General features: G+C 47.1%; 18 protein-coding genes and 1 other annotated feature. Of the genes, 3 read left to right on the top strand and 15 right to left on the bottom strand.

Annotated features, from left to right (window positions below):
- Nucleotides 1-8: 8 nt before the first annotated feature.
- The 12 genes from SB847_RS12670 to araE form a co-directional block, all read right to left on the bottom strand.
- Nucleotides 9-1,265: an aminotransferase class V-fold PLP-dependent enzyme gene (locus SB847_RS12670; protein WP_410563572.1), complete on the bottom strand. Its 1,257-nt coding sequence runs from the start codon at nt 1,263-1,265 to the stop codon at nt 9-11.
- Nucleotides 1,231-2,160, bottom strand: a complete 930-nt coding sequence (locus SB847_RS12675) for an NAD-dependent epimerase/dehydratase family protein (protein ID WP_410563574.1) — start codon at nt 2,158-2,160, stop codon at nt 1,231-1,233. The genes SB847_RS12670 and SB847_RS12675 overlap by 35 nt, the downstream gene beginning before the upstream one ends.
- Nucleotides 2,157-3,287, bottom strand: a complete 1,131-nt coding sequence (locus SB847_RS12680; RefSeq protein ID WP_224223829.1) for a DegT/DnrJ/EryC1/StrS family aminotransferase — start codon at nt 3,285-3,287, stop codon at nt 2,157-2,159. Before SB847_RS12680 ends, SB847_RS12675 begins: the two co-directional genes overlap by 4 nt.
- 48 nt (nt 3,288-3,335) lie before the next feature.
- A complete protein-coding gene (locus SB847_RS12685) occupies nt 3,336-4,670 on the bottom strand; it encodes a nucleotide sugar dehydrogenase (RefSeq protein ID WP_410563577.1) in 1,335 nt (444 codons plus the stop codon).
- A gap of 266 nt (nt 4,671-4,936) precedes the next feature.
- The gene (locus SB847_RS12690; RefSeq protein WP_410577910.1) at nt 4,937-6,217 is read right to left on the bottom strand and encodes a M20/M25/M40 family metallo-hydrolase; all 1,281 of its coding nucleotides are present in this window, start codon (nt 6,215-6,217) and stop codon (nt 4,937-4,939) included.
- A 168-nt stretch (nt 6,218-6,385) separates the two neighbouring features.
- Nucleotides 6,386-7,678, bottom strand: a complete 1,293-nt coding sequence (gene eno / locus SB847_RS12695) for a phosphopyruvate hydratase (protein WP_007409956.1) — start codon at nt 7,676-7,678, stop codon at nt 6,386-6,388.
- Between the two features lie 27 nt (nt 7,679-7,705).
- Entirely contained in the window at nt 7,706-9,241 is a 1,536-nt protein-coding gene (gene gpmI / locus SB847_RS12700) for a 2,3-bisphosphoglycerate-independent phosphoglycerate mutase (RefSeq protein WP_003151620.1), read from the bottom strand.
- On the bottom strand, nt 9,234-9,995 hold the full coding sequence (gene tpiA, locus SB847_RS12705) for a triose-phosphate isomerase (protein ID WP_003151618.1): 762 nt from the start codon (nt 9,993-9,995) through the stop codon (nt 9,234-9,236). The genes gpmI and tpiA overlap by 8 nt, the downstream gene beginning before the upstream one ends.
- Nucleotides 9,996-10,020: 25 nt before the next feature.
- Nucleotides 10,021-11,205 carry a phosphoglycerate kinase gene (locus tag SB847_RS12710; RefSeq protein ID WP_003151616.1) on the bottom strand — a complete coding sequence of 395 codons (1,185 nt, stop codon included), beginning with the start codon at nt 11,203-11,205 and terminating at the stop codon, nt 10,021-10,023.
- Nucleotides 11,206-11,526: 321 nt separating this feature from the next.
- On the bottom strand, nt 11,527-12,534 hold the full coding sequence (gene gap / locus SB847_RS12715) for a type I glyceraldehyde-3-phosphate dehydrogenase (protein ID WP_003151611.1): 1,008 nt from the start codon (nt 12,532-12,534) through the stop codon (nt 11,527-11,529).
- A 33-nt stretch (nt 12,535-12,567) separates the two neighbouring features.
- On the bottom strand, nt 12,568-13,602 hold the full coding sequence (cggR, locus tag SB847_RS12720) for a gapA transcriptional regulator CggR (protein WP_003151607.1): 1,035 nt from the start codon (nt 13,600-13,602) through the stop codon (nt 12,568-12,570).
- Between the two features lie 264 nt (nt 13,603-13,866).
- Nucleotides 13,867-15,261 (bottom strand): arabinose-proton symporter AraE, encoded by a 1,395-nt coding sequence (gene araE / locus SB847_RS12725; protein ID WP_032876389.1) that lies wholly within the window; start codon nt 15,259-15,261, stop codon nt 13,867-13,869.
- A 256-nt stretch (nt 15,262-15,517) separates the two neighbouring features.
- On the opposite strand from araE, the gene araR reads away from it, so the two are divergent.
- A complete protein-coding gene (gene araR / locus SB847_RS12730) occupies nt 15,518-16,606 on the top strand; it encodes an arabinose utilization transcriptional regulator AraR (RefSeq protein WP_410563588.1) in 1,089 nt (362 codons plus the stop codon).
- Nucleotides 16,607-16,641: 35 nt separating this feature from the next.
- On the opposite strand, the gene SB847_RS12735 is transcribed toward araR, so the two are convergent.
- On the bottom strand, nt 16,642-17,649 hold the full coding sequence (locus SB847_RS12735; RefSeq protein ID WP_007409952.1) for an LLM class flavin-dependent oxidoreductase: 1,008 nt from the start codon (nt 17,647-17,649) through the stop codon (nt 16,642-16,644).
- A 275-nt stretch (nt 17,650-17,924) separates the two neighbouring features.
- On the opposite strand from SB847_RS12735, the gene SB847_RS12740 reads away from it, so the two are divergent.
- Nucleotides 17,925-18,332, top strand: a complete 408-nt coding sequence (locus SB847_RS12740) for a hypothetical protein (protein ID WP_410563592.1) — start codon at nt 17,925-17,927, stop codon at nt 18,330-18,332.
- Between the two features lie 33 nt (nt 18,333-18,365).
- Here SB847_RS12740 and SB847_RS12745 read toward each other — a convergent pair whose 3' ends face one another.
- Nucleotides 18,366-19,244: a LysR family transcriptional regulator gene (locus SB847_RS12745; RefSeq protein ID WP_410563595.1), complete on the bottom strand. Its 879-nt coding sequence runs from the start codon at nt 19,242-19,244 to the stop codon at nt 18,366-18,368.
- Between the two features lie 97 nt (nt 19,245-19,341).
- Here SB847_RS12745 and SB847_RS12750 point away from each other — a divergent pair, with 97 nt between their 5' ends.
- Nucleotides 19,342-20,259, top strand: a complete 918-nt coding sequence (locus SB847_RS12750; RefSeq protein WP_410563597.1) for a DMT family transporter — start codon at nt 19,342-19,344, stop codon at nt 20,257-20,259.
- A 34-nt stretch (nt 20,260-20,293) separates the two neighbouring features.
- Here SB847_RS12750 and SB847_RS12755 read toward each other — a convergent pair whose 3' ends face one another.
- The gene (locus SB847_RS12755; protein ID WP_007613881.1) at nt 20,294-21,634 is read right to left on the bottom strand and encodes an amino acid permease; all 1,341 of its coding nucleotides are present in this window, start codon (nt 21,632-21,634) and stop codon (nt 20,294-20,296) included.
- A gap of 61 nt (nt 21,635-21,695) precedes the next feature.
- Nucleotides 21,696-21,935: a binding site (T-box leader), on the bottom strand.
- Nucleotides 21,936-22,086 lie beyond the last annotated feature (151 nt).

Below are 22,086 nucleotides of genomic sequence, written 5' to 3' on the forward strand. Positions count from 1 at the left end.
TATCACCACTATTCAGTCTTATTCTTTTGCTCATAATATGATAAAACGGATTCGGCTATATATCTGACTTGCTCCTTTTGAAGAGGGGGTTTAAACGGCAGAGAAAGAACTCTCTTCCAAAGCGGGTCTTCTCCGCCTTCCCCCGCGTATGTTTCATAAATCGGAATACGTCCGAGGGGAAGATAGTTCCAGCATGTTTGGATGCCTCTTTCAGCTAAATAAACGGAATACCCGTACCGCTCTTCATCCCGGGGAAATACAATTGTTAAATAATTCAGATGTTCTCCTTCTTGGGGCTGGATCATTCTTATGCCGTTTGTTTCTCCCGCCTTTGCAAAGATTTCTCCCGCCGTCTCTAAGTTTCGGAGCGAAGCTGTTACAAGCTGATCCATACGTGAAAGCTGATCATCAATAATGGCTTCCCTTGCCGGATGCATGCGAAGCACGGGTACAACAGCCGGTTTATCCGGCAGAGCTTCGAGCTTTGTGGCTTTCATGGAAGGCATGGCGCCCGCTTTTCTAAACATATATGAAATAGGATGATGCCGTTTCCGTTTCATTACAGCTTGGATTCTTTGATTTCTGATATAAATTCGATAGTCAGCTGCCACTTGGCTGCGCTGTTCCATCGGGAGATTTGCTTTTTGCCGAAGCCATTCTTTCGGCGCGATTAACGCGCCGCCTCCGATACTCGCAAGCGGTTTTGACGGGCCGAAGCTTAAAACACCGAAATCGCCCAGACCGCCGGCATATGTATCCGCTTGTTTTGTAAACATGGCTTGAGCGGCATCATCAATGACAAAAATACCGTGTTCCTTCGCCCAGTCAATGATGGCGGTATTTTCTCTCCGGCCGTATACATGCGTGAGGATAACCGCACACGTCTGCCGCGTCGCTTTTTTTTTGACATCCTCAAACGATAATGAAAGATGCTCATCCAGCTGCGCAAAAAGAGGCGTTGCACCGGATTGCAATACGGCATCAATGACATTCGGGCAGCTGAAGGATGAGAAAATCACTTCTTTCCCCGGCCCGGCTCCCGAATAAGTTAATGCGAGCACCAGTGCCGCACTGCCGCTGGAGGTCAGCACAATCCCTTTCCCGTAACGTTTTTCCAGTTTTTCAGTCAGTCCGCTTTGTCCGGCAGTGAGCAAGTGCTTCACCGCGCGCAGACGGCCCCTGACGGAAAACTGACCCGGATAAATGGGATATTTGACCACTTCCGGGTTTTTAGGAAAGTGAAAGTTTGTGCTTGTGTCTCTCATTTTTAATGATCTCCAGGCCTTCATTCAGACTTACTTTCGGAGCGTAACCGAGCAAACGTTTCGCCTTCTCGATTGACGGCGCCCGTTTAAAAATCTCGATGTCTTTTCCCCTCACGCCGTCTTCGCCCAGCTTTTTAAACAGATAGTTATCCTTCTCTCTGCCTGAGAGCACATTGACTTTTTCAGCCAGTTCTTTTATCGTGATCGGCTGGTCGTTCCCGATATTGAAGTCTTCAAAGACGGCTCCTTCATGAACGAGAGCGAGATAAGTTCCGGTGACGATATCACTGATGTAGCTGAAGCAGCGTATTTGTCCGCCGTCCCCGTAAAGAGGCAGCTCAGAGCCATTCTCGGCCAGGCTGAAAAACTTGTTGATGACAAAATCCTCGCGCTGTTTCGGCCCGTATACATTAAAGTACCGGACGACCCGAATATGAAGGTCGTCGGAAGCCTGTTCTCTCAAATATTCCTCTGATTGCAGTTTGGCTTTTCCGTAAGCCGATTTCGGAAGCTTTCTGCTTGTCTCGGTATAAGGAAAATCCGGTGAATCTCCGAACACTTCTGAACTCGATGAGAAAAGAAGTGTGCTGATTCCCAATTCACCGCATACCTCAGTGACGTTTTTCGTTCCTTCAAAATTGACCCGTATGACGTCTTCTTCATTGCTTCGGCAGCTGTCCACTCCGACCATTGCCGCCAAATGGACAACCGCATCCGCTCCCCGCAGTGATTCGCGGAGGGACGTCCGGTCAAGAATATCCGTTTGGCGGTATTCAGTGTCAAAAGCCGGCTCCTTTTGGTCTGCAATGATGGTGTGATAACCTTTAGCCTGTAATAATGCCGCCAGTTCGCTTCCGATAAAACCGGCTCCTCCGATAATCGCAATATGTTTCATGATCCAACCTCCTGGCTGATAGTCAAAACTTCTTTTATAGACTTGACAATATAGCTGCAATCCTCATCTGATAACTGGCTGTAAAGAGGCAGTGATACGATCTCCCGGAAAACACGTTCAGTTACCGGAAGCTCGGCAGGAAAATGTTTTTTATAGTAAGGATGCAAATGCACGGGAATAAAGTGCACGCTCAGCCCGATTTGTTTTTCTTTCATTTTCTCAATAAACAAATCTCTGTCCATACCGCCGTTTTCTCGAATCCGCAAAATAAATAAATGCCATGAGTGCGTTATGCCGCTTGGAATGTCAGAAAGCGGAAGCGCCGCTTTGTCAGATTGGCCTGACAGTTCACGTACATAAAATTGAGCGATCTGTTCCCGTTTTTCTTGAATTTCGTTTGCGCGTTTCAATTGAACCAGACCGAGCGCGGCCTGAATATCCGTCATATTATATTTAAAGCCCGGCAGTAAAACGTCGTATCTCCAGCTGCCTTTTTCACCGTACCGGTTCCAGGCATTTTTTGTGATGCCGTGCCAGCCGTACAGCCTCGCTCTTTCTGCGGCCTGTTCGTCTTTCATGACGAGGGCTCCGCCTTCCCCCGTTGTAATATTTTTGGTGGCATAAAAGCTGAAGCACACGGCATCGCCGTGAGTGCCGATCATGCTTCCGTTATATTTTGTACCGAGCGCATGAGCGGCGTCTTCAATCAGATACAATCCGTTTTCTTTACAAATGGATTGCAAGTTTTCCAGATCAGCCGGATAGCCGGCAAAATGAACCGCAATTACCGCTTTTGTGCGCGGCGTTATTTTCTTCCTGACATCTTCAGGATCGGCACATAGACTTTTCTCGCATATATCCGCAAACACCGGAACGGCTCCGGCGTGCAGGATAACATTGACACTGGAACAGAACGTGAAGCTCGGCACGATGACTTCATCGCCTTCTCCCACCTCGAGCGCCAATAAAGCCATATGTAATGCAGCGGTGCCTGAATTACAGCTGATGACGTGTTCGGCTCCTATACATTCTCCCAGCTTTTTTTCAAAATCGATTACCTTCGGGCCTTTCGAAATCCAGCCCGATTGAATCGTTTCGGTTACGCTTGCGATTTCTTCGTTTGTCATATCAGGTCTGTGAAAAGAGATAAATCGATTACTAATGACCGTTCCCTCCTATAAAGTGACAACTCTGCAATTGTCGGCTGATTTTTCCTTACATACATTTCTTGTGTCAAAGATAATCGGTGAGACATCCTTCAAAATACTGTAGTCGATGACATCGTGATCTGTATGAATGATGATGACGTCGTACTGATTGATGTGTTCTTTTGTGAAAGGGACAGATTGTTTGCGGCTTCCGTCATTCAAGCGGATCTCGCTGATAAACGGATCATGGTAATCAATCGCGCACCCCTTGTCCATCAATTCTTCCATTATCGTAAACACTGAGGATTCACGCGGGTCATTTGTATTTTTTTTATAAGCGGCCCCTATTATTAAGATGCTGCATTTGTCTTTGCCCGACAGTTTCAAAGCATAGTCAGAGACAGAAATCGGCATGTTGGAATTGATTTCGTCCGCCAGATCAATTAATTTTGTCTGCAGCCCTTTTTCATTCGCGATCCATTTGAAGTAAAAAGGGTCAATCGGGATACAATGGCCTCCGACTCCGGGGCCCGGGATAAATTTTTGAAAGCCGAACGGCTTCGTGTCTGCCGCGCAGATGACTTCCCATATATCAATATCAAGTTCACGGCAATTAAGCGCCATTTCATTGATAAGAGCTATATTGACATAACGATAAGTATTCTCTAGGAGTTTAGCTGTTTCAGCTACTTCGGGTGAGGTGACCGGGTGAATGCTTGTAACAATGGTGCTGTAAAACGCTGAGGCAAGTTCTGTGCAAGTCTGTGTGGTTCCGCCGACTACTTTAGGAATATCTGAAACTTCATATTGCCTGTTGCCCGGATCAATTCTTTCCGGAGAATAAGCCGTAAAAAAGTCTGTTCCTATTTTCATGCCGCGGCTTGATGCCATTCTGTCGGCAATCTTTTTTTTCGTTGTTCCGGGATAGGTGGTGCTTTCTAAAATTAAAAGCTGATGCTGCCTTCCATAAGCGATCATGCTGTCAACTGCACTGTCGATGTAGGTTAAATCGGGGATCTTGTCTTTTTTGTTCAGGGGTGTCGGCACACATATCACAATGATGTCGCATTTTTGGATGAGCGACATGTCGGCGCTGATTTGAAAGCGTTTTGTTTGTAAAGCCGAGTTCAGTCTGTCGTCCTCTATATCTTGAATATGGCTGCTTCCGGCGGCTAACAAGGAAACCTTTTCACTGTTTTTGTCGAATCCGATAACATTGTATCCTTTATCGACACATTCAAGCGCAAGAGGAAATCCCACATATCCCATGCCTAACACGCCTACAATCGCCTGCTTCGTTTCAATTAGATGTAACAGCCGTTTTTGACCAAGGTTGCTGGCTTCTTTTGTGACAGTATTCATTTTTCGCCCCCTAATAGATAGAAAAGAGTATTGTTTTTTACAATTTAAAACAAATATCGATCGATATCGCAATTATAACAAAAGTTAAAATTTGATAAATGAGTTTTACATCCTTTTATAAATTAGGTATTATATATTTATTTTTCTTTTATTTGTAAAATAAAATCCTGTCAAATGGTATATATCTGGTAACGAGTGAGAAAATCTCCCTTAATTGAGAGAATATACAGAAAATAATATAAAAAAACAGGCCGAAGCCTGTTTTTTTATTCTGTCACTGCCTCAGTTACAGCCGCGAAAACGAGTGCTCCCGCTTTCTCTAATCGTTCTTTGCTGATGTGTTTCATATTATCATTCTCAGTGTGATACCAGGGCCCCGGCTCCTGTGTATCGGGGCTGAGCCAAATCCAGTTAGCCGACGGAATCCCTGCTTCATAAAAAGAGACATGGTCTGAGTAACCGAGCTGAATCAGGTTTGGCTTGACCAACCGGGATTTTTCAGCGGCTTTTTCAGCGTACCGGACGCTCGGGTTTTCCCTGCCGTCAGGAGTCGTGACACACATTTGACTCGCTTCTTCCCAGTCAGTCGCAATCATATCGGCATTAAAATTGGCCTGGCTGTGCTTTCTTTCATTGTTCGTGAGTGTACTGACGTAATAAGATGAACCCGCAGACCATAATTCTTCTGCACCGAACAAAATAAAGCGGATCTCTTTGTCTTTCGGTATGTGTTTGAGTTGCTTGCTGATTTCCAGAACGGCAGATGTGCCTGAGGCGTTATCATCCGCTCCGGGCGCGCCTTTTACGCTGTCATAATGCGCTGTGACATATATAATATCAGCATCAGAAGAGTTGGCCTGTGCCGCTTTGCGCGTTCCTATAATATTTTGTGAGGTGCGGTTTTTATAGTTTTTAAATTGAATGACTGCCTGCTTTTCCTGCAGCAGTGCTTCACCGTCTTCTTTTTTCATACCCGCCGCCGGTATCGTGATTCCTTTATCGGTATGCGGACGGACGGCGAGCGGTTTTGTTGTCTGATTATAAATAATGACTGCTTTGGCTCCCGCTTGTTCGGCATGTTTGATCTTTTGAGAAACGGGGATCTTTCCTTCGCGTATCACTGCAATCTTTCCTTTGGCTCCTGTTACGTCATCGCGTGATCCGCAGCCGCCGTCAAAAATCCCTCCCTCAATTCTCAGCTCTTTTTCAACAGCGGATTGATCAGCGGAGCGGAGCGGGAATTCATGATCTCCCGCTGTGACTGAACCTGAAAAGTACTTTTTCAACGGAAATGACTGTACTTTGACACTGGCGCCCTGAGCCCGCAGACGATTCGATATGTATTCAGCCGCTTCCTTTTCTTTCGCAGTTCCGGTTTCCCGCGGCCCGATGGTTTCGCTCAGATCATGCATAGTGTCCAATGCCTCATCAGCATCAAAAACCGGCGCGGTCACGGCTGAATAACCATGGGTTTCAGACAGCGGCCCGGCAGACGCGCCCCATATAACGCTTGCTGCCACCGCGGCTGACATAAATGAAAATTTCATCATAATCCCTCCTCTTATTAACACCTCTTCCCTTTCGATTGAAGAACACTGATTCCTTTAAATAGGGGAAAAATGAATATTATTGACCAAATGAAGATGATGAAAAAGGAGGGAAAAACCCGGGAGCATAAAAAAACGCCGGGAGAATATCTCCCGGCGTCCATTCCATTACTTATTCAAGTTATAGAAAGAGTTGATACCGTGGTATTGAGCAGTTTCAGCCAACTGATCTTCGATGCGAAGAAGCTGGTTGTATTTCGCAACACGGTCCGTACGGGACGGAGCACCTGTTTTGATTTGTCCTGCATTAGTTGCCACAGCGATGTCAGCGATTGTGCTGTCTTCAGTTTCACCTGAACGGTGAGAGATAACGGCAGTGTAGCCCGCGCGTTTCGCCATTTCGATCGCATCGAATGTTTCAGTCAATGTACCGATTTGGTTTACTTTGATCAGGATAGAGTTGCCTACGCCGTTTTTGATACCTTCAGCAAGCTTTTTCGTGTTTGTAACAAAAAGATCGTCACCGACAAGCTGAACTTTTTTGCCAAGACGCTCTGTAAGAAGTTTGTGGCCTTCCCAGTCGTTCTCGTCAAGTCCGTCTTCGATAGAGATGATTGGGTATTTAGAAACCATTTCTTCGTACCAGTCAACCATTTCAGCAGATGTTTTCACAACGCCTTCGCCAGACAGATGGTATTTGCCGTCTTCTTTGTTGTAGAACTCAGAAGATGCAGCATCCATAGCAAGCTTCACTTCTTCGCCAGGTTTGAAGCCGGCTTTTTCGATTGCTTCAACTATTGTTTGAAGTGCTTCTTCGTTAGAACCAAGGTTCGGAGCGAATCCGCCTTCGTCACCTACAGCTGTGTTCATTCCTTTAGCAGAAAGAACTGATTTCAGGCTGTGGAAGATTTGAGCGCCCATGCGAAGCGCTTCACGGAAGTTAGGCGCGCCTACAGGCATAATCATGAATTCTTGAATGTCTACGTTGTTGTCAGCATGCTCTCCGCCGTTTACGATGTTCATCATCGGTACAGGAAGCGTTTTTGAGTTGAATCCTCCAAGGTATTGGTAAAGAGGAATCTGTAAGAAGTCAGCAGCTGCGCGCGCACAAGCCATAGATACACCAAGGATTGCGTTCGCACCGAGTTTGCCTTTGTTTTCAGTTCCGTCAAGCTCGATTAAAAGCTGATCGATTGCGTTTTGTTCAGTTACGTCAAAGCCGAGAAGCTCTGGAGAAATGATTTCGTTTACGTTGTTAACAGCAGTTAACACGCCTTTTCCAAGGTAACGGTCTTTGTCGCCGTCACGAAGCTCAACCGCTTCGTATTCACCTGTAGAAGCTCCGCTTGGCACTAATGCGCGGCCGAAAGCTCCTGTTTCTGTATATACTTCAACTTCAACTGTTGGGTTGCCGCGGGAGTCAAGGACTTCGCGTGCATAAACATCAACAATGTATGGCATGAGTTTGTCTCTCCTTTTGATTTACGCTTATTTTTGAATTAAAGATGTTCCGGTCATTTCTTTCGGTTTTTCAACACCGAGAAGGTCTAATAACGTTGGTGCGAGGTCGCCTAGGATTCCGCCTTCGCGCAGCGTCACGCCTTCTTTCGTCACAATGACAGGGACTGGGTTTGTCGTATGGGCAGTGTGCGGTTCGCCTGTTTCTGTAATCAGAATGTCCGCATTACCGTGATCAGCGGTAATGATGGCATGTCCGCCTTTAGCGATGATGGCGTCAACCACTTCGCCTAAGCATTCGTCCACTGCTTCAATTGCTTTAATCGTCGGTTCGACCATTCCGGAGTGGCCGACCATGTCAGGGTTTGCAAAGTTCAGGATGATCGCGTCGTGCTTGTCAGCCGCGATTTCTTTTACAAGAGCATCCTTCACTTCATACGCGCTCATTTCAGGCTTCAGGTCATATGTCGCGACCTTCGGCGAGTTAATGAGGATGCGCTCTTCGCCCGGGAATTCTTCTTCGCGGCCGCCGCTCATAAAGAACGTAACGTGCGGATACTTTTCAGTTTCTGCAATGCGAAGCTGTTTTAACCCGTGCTGTGCTAATACTTCACCGACCGTATTGTCAAGGTTTACCGGTTTAAAAGCCACATATCCGTCAACAGATTCACTGAAGTGAGTCAGGCAGACGAAATACAGGTTTTTCGGATGATTTTCACCGCGGTCGAAATCGCGGAAATCTTTGTTGGTAAACGTGTTTGAAATCTGGATGGCGCGGTCTGGTCTGAAATTATAGAAAATCACAGAATCGCCGTCATGAATTTTCGCAACGGGTTCACCGTTTTCTTTTGTGATGACGGACGGAATGACGAATTCATCATGAATGCCGTTCGCATAAGAATCGTCGACTACATCCATCGCGCTGCGGTAAGACGGGCCTTCGCCGTAAGCCATTGCGCGGTACGCTTTTTCCACACGGTCCCAGCGTTTGTCGCGGTCCATGGAGTAGTAGCGTCCGGAAATGCTGGCGATTTCGCCGACACCGATTTCTTCGATCTGCTCATTCAGCTGCTGAATGTAAGTTTTCGCTGTTTGCGGACCTACATCGCGGCCGTCGAGGAAACCGTGAATATACACCTTCGTCAGTCCTTCACTTTTCGCAAGCTTCAGCAGCGCGAATAAATGATTGATATGACTGTGTACGCCTCCGTCAGAAAGAAGGCCGAACAGGTGCAGCGCTTTGTCGTTGTCTTTCGCGTTTTTGATGGCGTCAAGGAACGTTTGATTGCGTTCGAATTCGCCTTCGCGGATGGCAACGTTCACGCGTGTTAAGCTTTGGTACACAATACGTCCTGCGCCGATATTCAGATGACCGACTTCAGAGTTCCCCATCTGTCCTTCAGGCAGTCCGACTGCTTCGCCTGATGCCGTCAGCGTCTGATGAGGGTATTGGTTCCAATAACGGTCGAAATTCGGTTTTTTCGCTTGTGCGACTGCGTTTCCGACTGTTTCATTGCGTAATCCGAACCCATCAAGAATGATGAGTGCAGCTGGTTTTTTACTCATATTGACCTTCCTCCAATAATTGAACGAATGACTGCGGTTCAAGGCTTGCGCCGCCGACCAAAGCACCGTCAATATCGGACTCTGCCATATATTCTTTAATATTTGCAGGTTTTACGCTGCCGCCGTATTGAATGCGGAGCTTGTCAGCAGTTTCCTGGCTGAAGCTTTCAGCAACGACTTTACGGATATGCGCGCAGACGTCGTTAGCATCTTTCGCTGTAGAAGATTTGCCTGTTCCGATTGCCCAGATTGGCTCGTACGCAATAACGGAAGCGGCAACTTGCTCTTCAGAAAGACCCGCAAGACCTTTTTTCACTTGATCGGCAACAAGATCATTTGTTTTTCCGGCTTCGCGCTCTTCAAGCGTTTCACCTACGCAAATGATCGGCACAATGCCGTGTTTGAAAGCAGCATGCGCTTTTTTGTTAACTGTTTCATCAGTTTCAGCGAACATTTCACGGCGCTCAGAGTGGCCGATGACGCAGTAATCCACGCCAAGGTCTTTCAGAGCGACCGGGCTGATTTCACCTGTGAACGCACCGTTTTCTTCAAAATGCATGTTTTGGGCGCCGACTTTCAGGTCAGTTCCTTTAACAGCAGAAGTCAGCTTTTCTAAGAAAAGAGCTGGTGCGCAAACAACGGCTTCCGCTTTGTCTGCTGCTGGAATGGAAGATTTCACTTCTTCAACGAAGCTGACAGCTTCGCCGAGTGTTTTGTTCATTTTCCAGTTACCGGCTATAATTGGTTTTCTCATCTGTTCCACTTCCTTATAGCAGTTTTTATTTATCGTTCAGCGCAGCTACACCTGGAAGCTCTTTGCCTTCCATGAATTCAAGGGATGCGCCGCCGCCTGTTGAGATATGGCTCATTTTGTCAGCAAGGCCGAATTTTTCAACGGCTGCCGCAGAGTCTCCTCCGCCGATGACAGAGTATGTATCGTTTGCCTCTGCCAATGCTTCAGCCACTGCTTTTGTGCCTTGAGCGAACAAGTCGATTTCGAATACGCCCATCGGTCCGTTCCATACGACAAGTTTGCTGTTTTTGATAACTTCAGCGTACGTTTCGCGGGTTTTCGTTCCGATGTCGATCGCTTCTAAATCACTTGGAATCTCAGAGATCGGCACGATTTGAACGTTTGCATCGTTAGAGAAATCATCAGCAACGAGAACGTCTTCCGGCATATAGAATTTAACGCCTTTTTCTTTCGCGCGGTCCATGAATGATTTTGCAAGTTCGATTTTATCTTCTTCAAGAAGAGATTTACCGACTTCATAGCCAAGCGCTTTTACGAATGTGTAAGCAAGACCTCCGCCGATGATCAGGTTGTCCACTTTATCAAGCAGACTTTCGATTACGCCGATTTTGTCTTTTACTTTCGCGCCGCCGATGATTGCCGTAAACGGGCGCTCAGGATTTGTCACGGCTTTGCCGAGAACGTCAAGCTCTTTTTCCATCAGGAATCCTGCAACCGCCGGCAGATGCTCGGCAATTCCGGCTGTAGATGCGTGAGCACGGTGGGCAGCACCGAATGCGTCATTGACATATACATCCGCAAGCTCAGCAAATGCTTTAGCAAGCTCAGGATCGTTTTTCTCTTCACCAGGGTAGAAACGTACGTTTTCCAATACAAGAACGTCTCCGTCCTTCATATCAGAAATTTGTGCTTTTACAGCATCGCCGTAAGCTTCATCCGCTTTTTTCACTTCTTTGCCGAGCAGTTCGCCTAAGCGTGCAGCGACAGGAGTTAAACGAAGCTCCTCAACCACTTCGCCTTTCGGGCGGCCTAAGTGGCTCGCAAGAAGGACTTTCGCGCCTTGGTCTGCAAGGTGTTTGATTGTTGGAAGCGCAGCGCGGATACGAGTATCGTCTGTTACTTCCCCGTCTTTCATTGGAACGTTAAAGTCAACGCGGCAGAATACGACTTTGCCTTTTACGTCGATGTCTTTTACTGTTTTTTTATTCATGCCTTAGGAGATCCTCCTTCAAAATGGTTTGCATAGCACGAAAAACGTGAAACGTGAAACCGCCTCATGATGCTTCCGCCGCGGGGCAGATTGCAGCTTCCGGGCACGGGGCAGATCGTCTTCTGAGCCAGGGCAGGCGGCTCAGAAAACGAAAGTGCCGCGGAAACTTCAAAACGCGGACGTTCTGCAGCAATCCGGCGCTTTCTGAAAGCCGGTTCTCATGGAAAAAGGGAAAGGGAGTCCGTCCCCTTCCCTTGTCCGCTTTCATTATAGCGTTTCTGTCCGAAAGAACCAAGTCCGGCCCTTTCCGGGAGCTATGAATTAAAGACCTTGTTTTGCGATGTAAGCTGCAAGGTCAACAACGCGGTTAGAGTAGCCGCTTTCGTTATCGTACCAAGAGATTACTTTTACCATGCTGCCTTCCATAACCATTGTAGAAAGAGCATCGATTGTAGAAGAGTTAGCATTGCCGTTGTAGTCTCCGGATACTAATGGCTCTTCGCTGTAGCCAAGGATTCCTTTAAGATCGCCTTCAGCCGCTTCTTTAAGAGCTGCGTTTACGTCTTCAGCCGTTACGTCTTTGTTAAGTTCAGCAACTAGGTCAACAAGAGAAACGTTTGGAGTCGGCACACGCATAGCTCCGCCGTTCAGTTTGCCTTTCAGTTCAGGAAGAACAAGGGAAACTGCTTTAGCAGCACCAGTTGATGTAGGAATGATGTTTTCAGCTGCTGCACGCGCACGACGGTAGTCTTTGTGCGGAAGATCAAGAATTTGCTGATCGTTTGTGTAAGAGTGAACAGTTGTCATCATACCGCGTTTGATGCCGAATTTGTCGTTAAGTACTTTTGCAAACGGCGCAAGGCAGTTTGTTGTGCAAGATGCGTTAGAGATAACATGGTGGTTAGCCGCATCGTATTTGTCTTCGTTAACACCCATAACGATTGTGATATCTTCTTCGTTAGCAGGTGCAGAGATGATAACTTTTTTCGCGCCTGCTTCTAAGTGTTTCGCAGCGTCTGCGCGTTTTGTGAAGAAACCAGTAGATTCAACTACGATTTCAACGCCTTGTTTGCCCCAGCTGAGTTTCGCAGGATCGCGCTCAGCAGAAACTTCGATTGTTTTGCCGTTAACAACAAGGTTGCTGCCGTCAACTTTAACTTCTGCATCTAATTTTCCGTGTACGGAATCATATTGTAAAAGATGAGCAAGCATGTTAGCGTCTGTTAAATCGTTAACCGCTACTACCTCAACTTCAGGATTGTTTAATGCTGCGCGGAATACGTTACGTCCAATACGACCAAAACCGTTAATACCGACTTTTACTGCCATGATTATTTCCTCCTTTAAATAAGTGAGAGATATTTATATTGAGGGACTGTTATCCCTTAATAACTTCTTTGCGGCTCCTTCGTCCGTGACGAGAACCGTGTTTCGCTGCTTTTTAAAATAAGCTTCGATTGCTTCTGCTTTTGATGATCCGCCCGCTACCGCGATAATGTCGGGAATGGCATCGAGGTCATCGAGCTGCATTCCGACTGAATGTACCTTGTGAACGACTTCTCCGTCCGCATTAAAGTAGTAGCCGAATGCCTCTGTCACCGCATGATTGTCATCTATTTTCTTCAAATCTTCCAAAGGCGTGTTTCTTCGCTCCGCCATTGTTCTAGCTTCGCCGATTCCGTGAACGAGCATACTCGCTGATTTAATCGTGTGAAGCACCTCTTTTACGGAAGGTTCTTCAATAATAGATGAGTAGGCGCCTTGTGACAGCTGTCCGGGAACGAACAAAAGCCGATAAGTGCCTGAAGCCTTTTCCGCCATATGCGCGCATATGGTGTTCGCCTGGTTTTTCACATCTTCGCCTAAACCGCCTCTTGCGGGCACAAACAGGAGCTCGCGGTTTTTTGAATCGGGCGTCATCATATCGGCGACGGCTTCAATTGTCGTACCGCCGGTTACAGCGACGATATTTTTGCCTGAAAATCTCTTTTTCATACATGCAACGGCCGCTCTCCCTAATTCTTTTTTGACCCAAGGAGATTGGTCGCTGTCTCCGGAAACGATAATGGCGTCTTTCAGATTAAGCCGCTCTTTTAATGTCTTTTCCAGAAGCGTCAATCCTAAAACATCCTTCATCGTATCTTCCAGAATCGAAAGCAGTGAATAGCCCTCTTCCGTCATTGTCATGCCGTTTGTTTTAATATCGATGAGATTCTGTTCTTTCAAAAACTGAACCTCGCTTCTGAGAACGCGCTCGGTCAATCCGAGACTGGCTGCAAGACTTCTGCGGCCGATCGGTTCGGTAAGCCTGATATACTGCAAGATTTCAAATCTTTTCTGCATCACAAGCAAAAGATCAGGCAATAATTTTTTTTGAGCTTGTATTAACTGGTTCATGACTCAAACGTTCCTTCCTATTCATACTGGACAGAAAATGTCCCGCTATGACAAAAAACGTCCCATCATAGCCAAAAAAAATTATGTCTGCTTTCTTTAATTATTTTAACAGGATGACATTGTTAATTCAACTGTTAAAGGTCAATTCCTCGACATTCTTCGCGGGATTTTCCAGTATCTCCTTGATACAGTCATTATATACAGAAACGGAATGAAGGTGACAGACAAAAGCCCGCCGGAGCGGACTTTTGTCGTAAAACGCTTTCATTTTATCCAGAGTTTTTCTATTTCTTCTAATGATTTATTTTTCGTCTCAGGGCAGATCGTCACGACAAACAAGAAACAGAGAATATTAATGACGGCAAATATCCAGAAGGTGTACGCGAGCCCTAACCCGCTGATCATCATCGGCACGAACTGGCCGATCGCCCAGTTGGCCCCCCATAAGAATATCGTCGCAATACCGGCGGCGCGTGCTCGGAGGTGGTTCGGAAAGATCTCCGAAATCATGATCCACGTAATCGGCCCGACTGATACGCAGAAAGCGGCGACGAATCCCAATATGATGACGACTAAAGCCGGACCGCTCGCCAGCTGAAAATAAAAGGCTGCCCCGATTAAGATCATAAACAGCGCCATAAAGGCAGATCCGACTCCCATCAGCTTTTTCCGGCCTACTTTATCCACTAAAAGAACGGCGATGACGGTGAAAATCACTTCGACGACACCGACGATGCATGTCGTGATAAACCCCGCATTCTGTCCGAAGCCCATCATTTTGAAAATTTCCGGCCCGTAATACGTAATCGCGTTCATGCCGATGACCTGATTGAATAAAGCCAGCAGAATCCCGATCACAAGCGCTTTTCTCAGCCCCGGTTTAAACAGCTGAGACAATGACCCCATTTTTTCTAATTGTAAAGACGTTTCGATTTGTTTGATTTCTTCTTTCGCGGTCTGCTCGCCGTTAATGCGCGTCAGCACGGCGAGGGCTTCATTCCGGCGCCCCGCTTTCGCAAGCCAGCGCGGACTTTCCGGCACGATAAGCAGCACGATAAAAAAGATGACGGACGGAATCATGCCGTAAGCGAGCATCCACCGCCAGCCGGTGTGCACTCCCCATTCATACGAGCCGGACTGCTGGACGGCAAGGTTAATAAAATAAGTGCCGGATATCCCTAATATCGTAAACAGCTGATACAGTGAAGACAGACTGCCGCGTATGGCCGGCGGAGCGGCTTCGGTAATATACGTGACAGAAAGCGAGGAGCCCATGCCGATTCCCAGACCGCCGATGACTCTGGCGATCACTAAGGAAGACACACTTTGAGAAAGCGCAGAGACAACCGCTGACACCGCAAACAACAGCGCCGCTGCCATCAAAATCTTTCTCCGTCCGAAACGGTCGCTCAAAAATCCGGAAATCCCGACGCCGAAAACACCGCCGATCATAATGCTTGAAATCACGAGCCCTTCCATAAAAGGACTTAAGCGGTACAAATCTTTCAGGAAACCGATGGCGCCGGAAATCACCGCCGTGTCATAACCGTACAAAAGCCCTCCCAGTCCGGCCGCGCATGAGATGAGAATGACAAACCACTTGGAATGCTGCCGAGTGACAGGTACATTTGAGCCAATTGGTGCCGGGTGATTCTTCATGAATTTTACCCTCCCGCGAATAATAGAATAAAAACGCTTACAAAACAAAGTGCGGCGCTTGATGATGCTTTGTTTTCTTCAGAACCGCCACATTTGTACGTACTTATGAAGAATTTTATCTAAAAATGAGGAAAATTAGTACGTACAAATAAAGAATAAGCAGTTTTTCATAATCTGTCAATTATTTTTACAGCTTGATGAAAGGGCTTACTATGTTATACTGGAATTTGTCCGTATACATTTTGGAGGAATTGATATGCTACCGAAATATGCTCAAGTAAAAGAAGAAATTTGTTCATGGCTGAATCAGGGAAAAATACAGCCGGACGAAAAGCTGCCTACGGAAAATGAGCTGATGCAGCAGTTCGGCGTCAGCCGCCATACCATCAGAAAGGCGATCGGAGATTTGGTCTCGCAAGGGCTGCTGTACAGCGTTCAGGGCGGGGGCACCTTTGTCGCTTCACGCATGGCGAAATCAGCCATGCATTCAAACAAAACGATCGGCGTCATTACAACGTACATATCAGACTATATTTTTCCGAGCATCATCAGGGGAATTGAATCTTATTTAAGCGAACAGGGCTATTCCATGCTGCTGACGAGCACCAACAACAATACAGAAAGTGAGCGGCGCGGCCTTGAAAACCTGCTGTCCAAAAATATAGACGGGCTGATTGTCGAGCCTACAAAAAGCGCGCTGCAGACGCCCAACATCGGCTACTATCTCAATCTGGAGAAAAACGGCATTCCGTTTGCCATGATTAACGCCTCTTATGCGGAGCTGGCCGCACCGAGCTTTTCCGTCAATGATGTCAAAGGCGGCATGATGGCTTGCGAATACGTCATGTCCCTCGGCCACACACACATTATGGGAATCTTTAAAGCGGATGACACGCAGGGCGTCAAACGGATGAACGGCTATCTTCAGGCGCATCGGGAGCGCGGGATTTTCCCGTCTCCGGACATGATCGTGACTTACACGACTGAAGAAAAAGAAACCGTGCTTCTCCAAAAAATTAAGCATACCCTTGAGCAAAACAGCGGGTCATATCCGACGGCCATTCTTTGCTACAATGACGAAATTGCGCTGAAGACGATTAATCTTCTCAGGGAATTGGGGTTAAAGGTGCCTGATGACGTATCGGTCATGGGCTATGACGATTCACATTTCGCCCAGATTTCCGAGGTGAAGCTCACCTCTGTCAAGCATCCGAAATCCATTATGGGGAAAGCGGCGGCAAAATATGTCATCGACTGCTTAGAACATAAAAAGCCGAAGAAGGATGACGTCGTGTATGAACCGGAACTCGTCATCCGGAATTCAGTCAAGCGGATCGGCGAATAAAAAAAGCAATGTGCGCGGCACATTGCTTTTTTTGCTCAGCTGTTTTTTAATTCGGCGATGATTTCAAATGATCTCATTCTGTCGGCATGCTCAAAGCTTTCTGAATTCACCATGATTTCATCCGCCTGTGTTGTCCGGATGAAGCTTTCCAGCTTTTCCTTCACACGCTCCGGTCCGCCGACAATCGTTGAACTGAGCTGTTCATTGACCATCGCTTTTTCATACGGCGACCAGATTTGATCCATGTCTTCAACAGGAGGCTTCAGCTGGTTCGGCGTGCCGCGGACGAGGTCTAAAAATCTTTGATAATGCGATGTTGCCAGATGCTCCGCCTTTTCATCCGTATCGGCGGCAATGACGGTGACGCCGACCATCGCGTACGGTTGATCCAGTACGTCTGACGGACGGAAGGAGCTGCGGTACAGTTCAAGAGCCGGCACGGTATTTTTCGGTGAGAAGTGAGCCGCAAAGGCGAACGGAAGCCCGAGCTCTCCCGCAAGACGCGCGCTGAAGCCGCTTGAGCCCAAAAGCCAGATCGGCACGTCCAGCCCTTCGCCCGGAATGGCGCGGACTTGATTGCGCACATTGCCTGTCGGTTTGAAGTAATTTCTCAATTCTTCAAGCTGCTCCGGAAAATCTTCCCCGCTGTTTATGTTTCTTCGTAAGGCTCTCGCCGTTAATTGGTCGGTCCCCGGCGCGCGTCCGAGCCCCAGGTCAATCCGCCCCGGATATAACGTTTCAAGGGTTCCGAACTGCTCCGCGATCACAAGTGAAGAATGATTCGGCAGCATAATACCCCCAGAACCGACGCGGATTTTTTTCGTGCCGCCGGCGATGTGGCCGATCAGCACCGCCGTTGCCGAGCTGGCGACGCCTTCTATATTATGATGCTCCGCAAGCCAATAGCGGTTATAGCCCCACTCCTCGGCGCGGCGCGCTAAATCCATGCTGTTGCGGAACGATTCAGCAACCGTTCCCCCCTGTACGACCGGCGATAAATTCAATACGGAAAACGCAGTATCTTTCAATGTATGTTCAGCCATCGTTTTCTCCTTTTTGGTTTAGTGTAAGCAGATCTTAAACAAGGTCTCTACCACACACCTTACCACAGCTTTTCCCGTGAGTTAAACAATTTGATTCGATGATCTTCGAACAATCAGTCAGCGGTCGTCACTATTGAACTCTGTATGAATGGATCTATTACATTCAGATATGATGAGCTTTTCATCCTATAAAAGTGAAAATCTATCGTTGAATGAACAAACCCAATAATGTTAAGATATGTATGATATTGAATAGGAAGGAAGTCATTGTCTATATGCGTAAAAAAATCTTAATGGCACTCACAACAGCTTTACTGGCAGCAATCTTCTTTACAGGAAACACCGATAAGGCATATGCTGCAGACTTTTACTCCGGCACTCAGCAGCATTTAAATGTAAGCGGATTTACCGATGCCTCCTACTACACTAAAAAAGCGAAAAGTGTCGATTTTACTCTCAGTACAGCGTATCCGTCAGATCGAACTTTTAAAGGAAACCTATACTTACAGCGAAAGTCCGGAAAGAAATGGATGACTTGTAAAAAAACAACCTTTTCTTTCTCAGTAAGGGTGACTAAGTCATTCTCTTTAAAAGGATGCAAGACAGGTTATTATCGTGTCAAAGCTACGTTCAGCGGTTCAAAACTTGTCAATACGACTAACTCTTTTAAAATTAACCGATAAGATTCAGGACCCTATGATGATTAGGGTCTTTTTTTATTCATTCTTTGTGAGTTCCTGTGCGATTTGAATAAAAAGTTTTGCCGCCAATGAAGCCTCCTTTATAGAAGGAACGGCAAGCAGAACATCACGGTACACCGCCTGATTGAGTTCCCTTGTCACGACATTTTCCGGCAGCGATATTCCCGACATAGACATTTGTGATAATATCGCAATTCCCAGCCCCTCTTTGATCATGCTGATGGACGTATTGACGTTGTAAACAGTGAATGCGGCAGTCAGCACAGATCCTGCCTCCTTAAACATATCAATAAACGGTGATTCGTATCCTCCGTCACAGATGATCATCGGCTGGCGGTCAAGATCTTTCAGAGTGATTGACTCACAGCAGCAAAGCGGATGATCATTTCTAAGCACGACGGCCATTTTATCTTTTTTCAGCGGCAGATATTCCATGTCTTCCGTAGGAAAAAGAGTGATACCTACATCTATTACCCGGGAGCGGAGCCATTCCTTTACTTCGTTAACCGTTCCTTCATGAAGCACCAACTCAAGCTTCGGATACCGTTTTTTAAACACGCTGATCAGCTTTGGAATGAAATAAGCGGAAGCGGCCGGAAATGTGCCGATGTGAATCGTTCCCTGTTCAAGCCCTCTTTCCGCGGCCGCCAGCTGCTCGGCTTTTTCTATGCCTTTGAGCACCTCTCTGATATGGACGAGAATTTTTCCGCCCGTGTCCGTGAGCCTTACGCCGTTGCGGCGCTCGCGGACGATCAGCTTGATGCCGAGCTCTGACTCAAGCGCAGAGATGGCATGGCTGACGGCGGGCTGCGTCATATTCAGCGCCTGCCCCGCTTTTGTAAAGCTTCCCGTTTCAGCGATTTGAACAAAAACCCGCAGTTGTGTAATCGTCATGACGTTTTACTTATGCTCCTTATAAAAAAGATTCATTTTATTTATCTTGCTGATTACCGTATCATATGATGGAATTGTTCTACAAGGAGTGAACGACGTGAAACAGCTTTCGAAAATACAGACGGCTCTTATGCTGGCGTTTCTAGTCACGGTATGGGGAATTAACTGGCCGCTGACAAAGGCCGCGCTTGCCTATTCGCCGCCCCTTCTGTTTGCCGGAATCCGCACGCTGATCGGCGGACTTCTATTATTAATGGTTGCGCTGCCCCGTTTTAAAAAGCTGCGTTTTAAAGAAACGTGGCCGATCTATCTTATTTCTGCCATTTTAAATATTACTTTATTTTACGGCCTGCAAACGGTCGGCTTGAACTACCTGCCTGCCGGCTTATTTTCAGCCATCGTGTTTTTCCAGCCGGTGTTAATGGGCGTTTTTTCTTGGCTGTGGCTCGGGGAATCGATGTATCCTTTAAAAATAGCCGGTCTTATTCTGGGCTTTGCCGGTGTCGCCGTCATCAGCGCAGCCGGTTTCGGAGGCCATATTTCCATCGCCGGCATTCTTTTGGCCTTAGGCTCTGCGGTCAGCTGGGCGCTCGGCACGGTATATGTGAAAAGAACGGGCGGACGCGCGGATTCTATCTGGATGGTCGCTCTTCAGCTTCTGATCGGCGGCGTGCTGCTTGTCAGCTCTGGCCATTTTTCAGAAAGCTTTTCAGCGATTCAATGGAAAGCTCCGTTCATTCTGAGCCTTCTGTTCATTTCAGTTTTTGTTATCGCGCTCGGCTGGCTCGCCTTTTTTACGCTTGTCGGTTCAGGGGAAGCAAGCAAGGTTGCCTCTTACACCTTCCTGATCCCGCTCATATCCATTATCGTCAGCTCGATATTCCTGCATGAACCGCTGACCGTCAGCCTTTTAGCCGGACTGCTTCTGATCGTCACAAGCATTTGTTTTGTGAATATAACACCGAAGAAACTGAAAACACCTGCTCTGGCCGCAGAAAAAAAGGCCGTTCAATAAAAAAACTCTTGCCGCGGGGCAAGAGTTTTTTTATTTATTGACGTCTCCCTTTCACGAGATACGCAGCCGTAATAAGGAGATAGATGGCCGCAGTGATGCATGTGATGACGATGGATGTCGTGGCAATCACGCCGACCAAGATGGCCAAAAGCGCAAGCACTGCGAACCATGTCGTGTACGGGAACCATTTGACGTAATAAGCCGGCTGTTCTGTTGAATGTTTTCTTGATTTCAAATGGGCGAATCCGATAATCAGCCAGATGAACAGCACGGTATAGCCGAGGGAACCCATCAAATAATTAAACGTCTGGCTTCCTGCGAATAAAGAAATCAGGACGCCTACATATAAAAATGACGTACAAGTCAGAATCGCATAAACGGGAACCTTTTTCTTCGACAGTTTTGAAAAGATTTTCGGCACCCGGCCGTCAGAAGCCTGTGTAAACAAGACGCGGGATGATCCGTACAGTCCCGAGTTCATAGACGAGATAATCGCAAGAAGAATGACGGCATTCATAATATGGTCGGCACCCGGAATCCCGATCATCTTAAATACTATGACAAACGGGCTTTCGGGAACGCTGTTGACTTGATTCCAAGGAATCAGGCTGACGATGATGAAAAACGGCAGCAAGTAAAAAGCGACAATCCGCGTTAACGTGCTTCGGACAGCTTTCGGGATCACCTTTTCGGGATTTTTTGTCTCCGCCAGCGTGACGCCGATGATTTCCGTTCCGCCGTATGAGTAGATCACGACGAGCATCGCCGTAATGACGCCCCCCGCTCCATGCGGGAAAAACCCTCCGTGATCCGTTAAATGAGACAGCCCCGGCGCCGTGTGATTGCCGAATGAGAAAAATAATAGCAGAATCCCGCATAAAATAAAGATGACAATCACTGTAATTTTAATGAGCGCGAGCCAGTACTCCGTCTCGGCAAACAGTTTCACAGAAAGCATGTTTACGACCGTCACCACAATGGAAATGATCAAAGCCAATATCCATATCGGACATTCCGGCAGCCAATATTGAATGAAAATGGCGGCTACGACCGCCTCCGCGGCAATATTGAGCACCCACATTTTCCAATAGATCCAGTCTAAAAAGTATGCAGCGTACGACCCGAGAGACTGCTGAACCAAATCACGGAACGTCCTTGCATGTTTGTTTCTGACTGCCATTTCGGCCAGCCCCTGCATAATAAACAGCAGAATGATTCCGCCGAGGAGGTAGGCCAATAACACGGATGGCCCCGCTTCATCAATCGCCGTGCTGCTGCCTTTAAAGAGCCCGGCCCCGATTGCGCCTCCAAGCGCCATCATCATAATGTGTCTGGACGACATCGTCCGTTTTAACGTTTGCTTGTCCTTTTCCATCTATCACACGCCCTCTCGCAAAAAGTGTTCATCACATAAAAAAGCACGCCGCCTCTTTGGGAAAAGAGACGGCGTGCCTCAGGCAGCCGCGGTACCACTCTTGTTGATCCCGAATATCCGGAATCCAGCTTAAAAACCTTTTAACGAAGGTCAGCCGTTAGGACATAGGGAATATTCCGACAATTCCGTTCCGCCCTGCCACTTCCGGGCGAGTTCAAAGAACAATCAGTCCGCGTTGCACCAACCCGCGGCTCTCTTTTTCTGACTGGATTCTTTTACTGCTCCCGTTCACAGTGTTTTATGTTAAATGAATCTCTTGAGTTTTTATTTTCTGAATATAGTAACATAATATACAGTCTTCTATTTTCAAAGTCAATACTAATTTTTGCCGCTGGTTTTCTTATCACCTATTTAAGACATTTTGACTGACCATGTTTATATTCATATGCGGG

The sequence above is a fragment of the Bacillus sp. SIMBA_026 genome, assembly GCF_046535335.1.
GTDB lineage: Bacteria > Bacillota > Bacilli > Bacillales > Bacillaceae > Bacillus > Bacillus velezensis.

Excerpts from the sequence above, each read along its gene's own strand:
- SB847_RS12670 (WP_410563572.1), bottom strand. The coding sequence starts at position 1,265 with ATGAGAGACACAAGCACAAACTTTCACTTTCCTAAAAACCCGGAAGTG.
- SB847_RS12675 (WP_410563574.1), bottom strand. The coding sequence starts at position 2,160 with ATGAAACATATTGCGATTATCGGAGGAGCCGGTTTTATCGGAAGCGAA.
- SB847_RS12680 (WP_224223829.1), bottom strand. The coding sequence starts at position 3,287 with ATGACAAACGAAGAAATCGCAAGCGTAACCGAAACGATTCAATCGGGC.
- SB847_RS12685 (WP_410563577.1), bottom strand. The coding sequence starts at position 4,670 with ATGAATACTGTCACAAAAGAAGCCAGCAACCTTGGTCAAAAACGGCTG.
- SB847_RS12690 (WP_410577910.1), bottom strand. The coding sequence starts at position 6,217 with ATGAAATTTTCATTTATGTCAGCCGCGGTGGCAGCAAGCGTTATATGG.
- eno (WP_007409956.1), bottom strand. The coding sequence starts at position 7,678 with ATGCCATACATTGTTGATGTTTATGCACGCGAAGTCCTTGACTCCCGC.
- gpmI (WP_003151620.1), bottom strand. The coding sequence starts at position 9,241 with ATGAGTAAAAAACCAGCTGCACTCATCATTCTTGATGGGTTCGGATTA.
- tpiA (WP_003151618.1), bottom strand. The coding sequence starts at position 9,995 with ATGAGAAAACCAATTATAGCCGGTAACTGGAAAATGAACAAAACACTC.
- SB847_RS12710 (WP_003151616.1), bottom strand. The coding sequence starts at position 11,205 with ATGAATAAAAAAACAGTAAAAGACATCGACGTAAAAGGCAAAGTCGTA.
- gap (WP_003151611.1), bottom strand. The coding sequence starts at position 12,534 with ATGGCAGTAAAAGTCGGTATTAACGGTTTTGGTCGTATTGGACGTAAC.
- cggR (WP_003151607.1), bottom strand. The coding sequence starts at position 13,602 with ATGAACCAGTTAATACAAGCTCAAAAAAAATTATTGCCTGATCTTTTG.
- araE (WP_032876389.1), bottom strand. The coding sequence starts at position 15,261 with ATGAAGAATCACCCGGCACCAATTGGCTCAAATGTACCTGTCACTCGG.
- araR (WP_410563588.1), top strand. The coding sequence starts at position 15,518 with ATGCTACCGAAATATGCTCAAGTAAAAGAAGAAATTTGTTCATGGCTG.
- SB847_RS12735 (WP_007409952.1), bottom strand. The coding sequence starts at position 17,649 with ATGGCTGAACATACATTGAAAGATACTGCGTTTTCCGTATTGAATTTA.
- SB847_RS12740 (WP_410563592.1), top strand. The coding sequence starts at position 17,925 with ATGCGTAAAAAAATCTTAATGGCACTCACAACAGCTTTACTGGCAGCA.
- SB847_RS12745 (WP_410563595.1), bottom strand. The coding sequence starts at position 19,244 with ATGACGATTACACAACTGCGGGTTTTTGTTCAAATCGCTGAAACGGGA.
- SB847_RS12755 (WP_007613881.1), bottom strand. The coding sequence starts at position 21,634 with ATGGAAAAGGACAAGCAAACGTTAAAACGGACGATGTCGTCCAGACAC.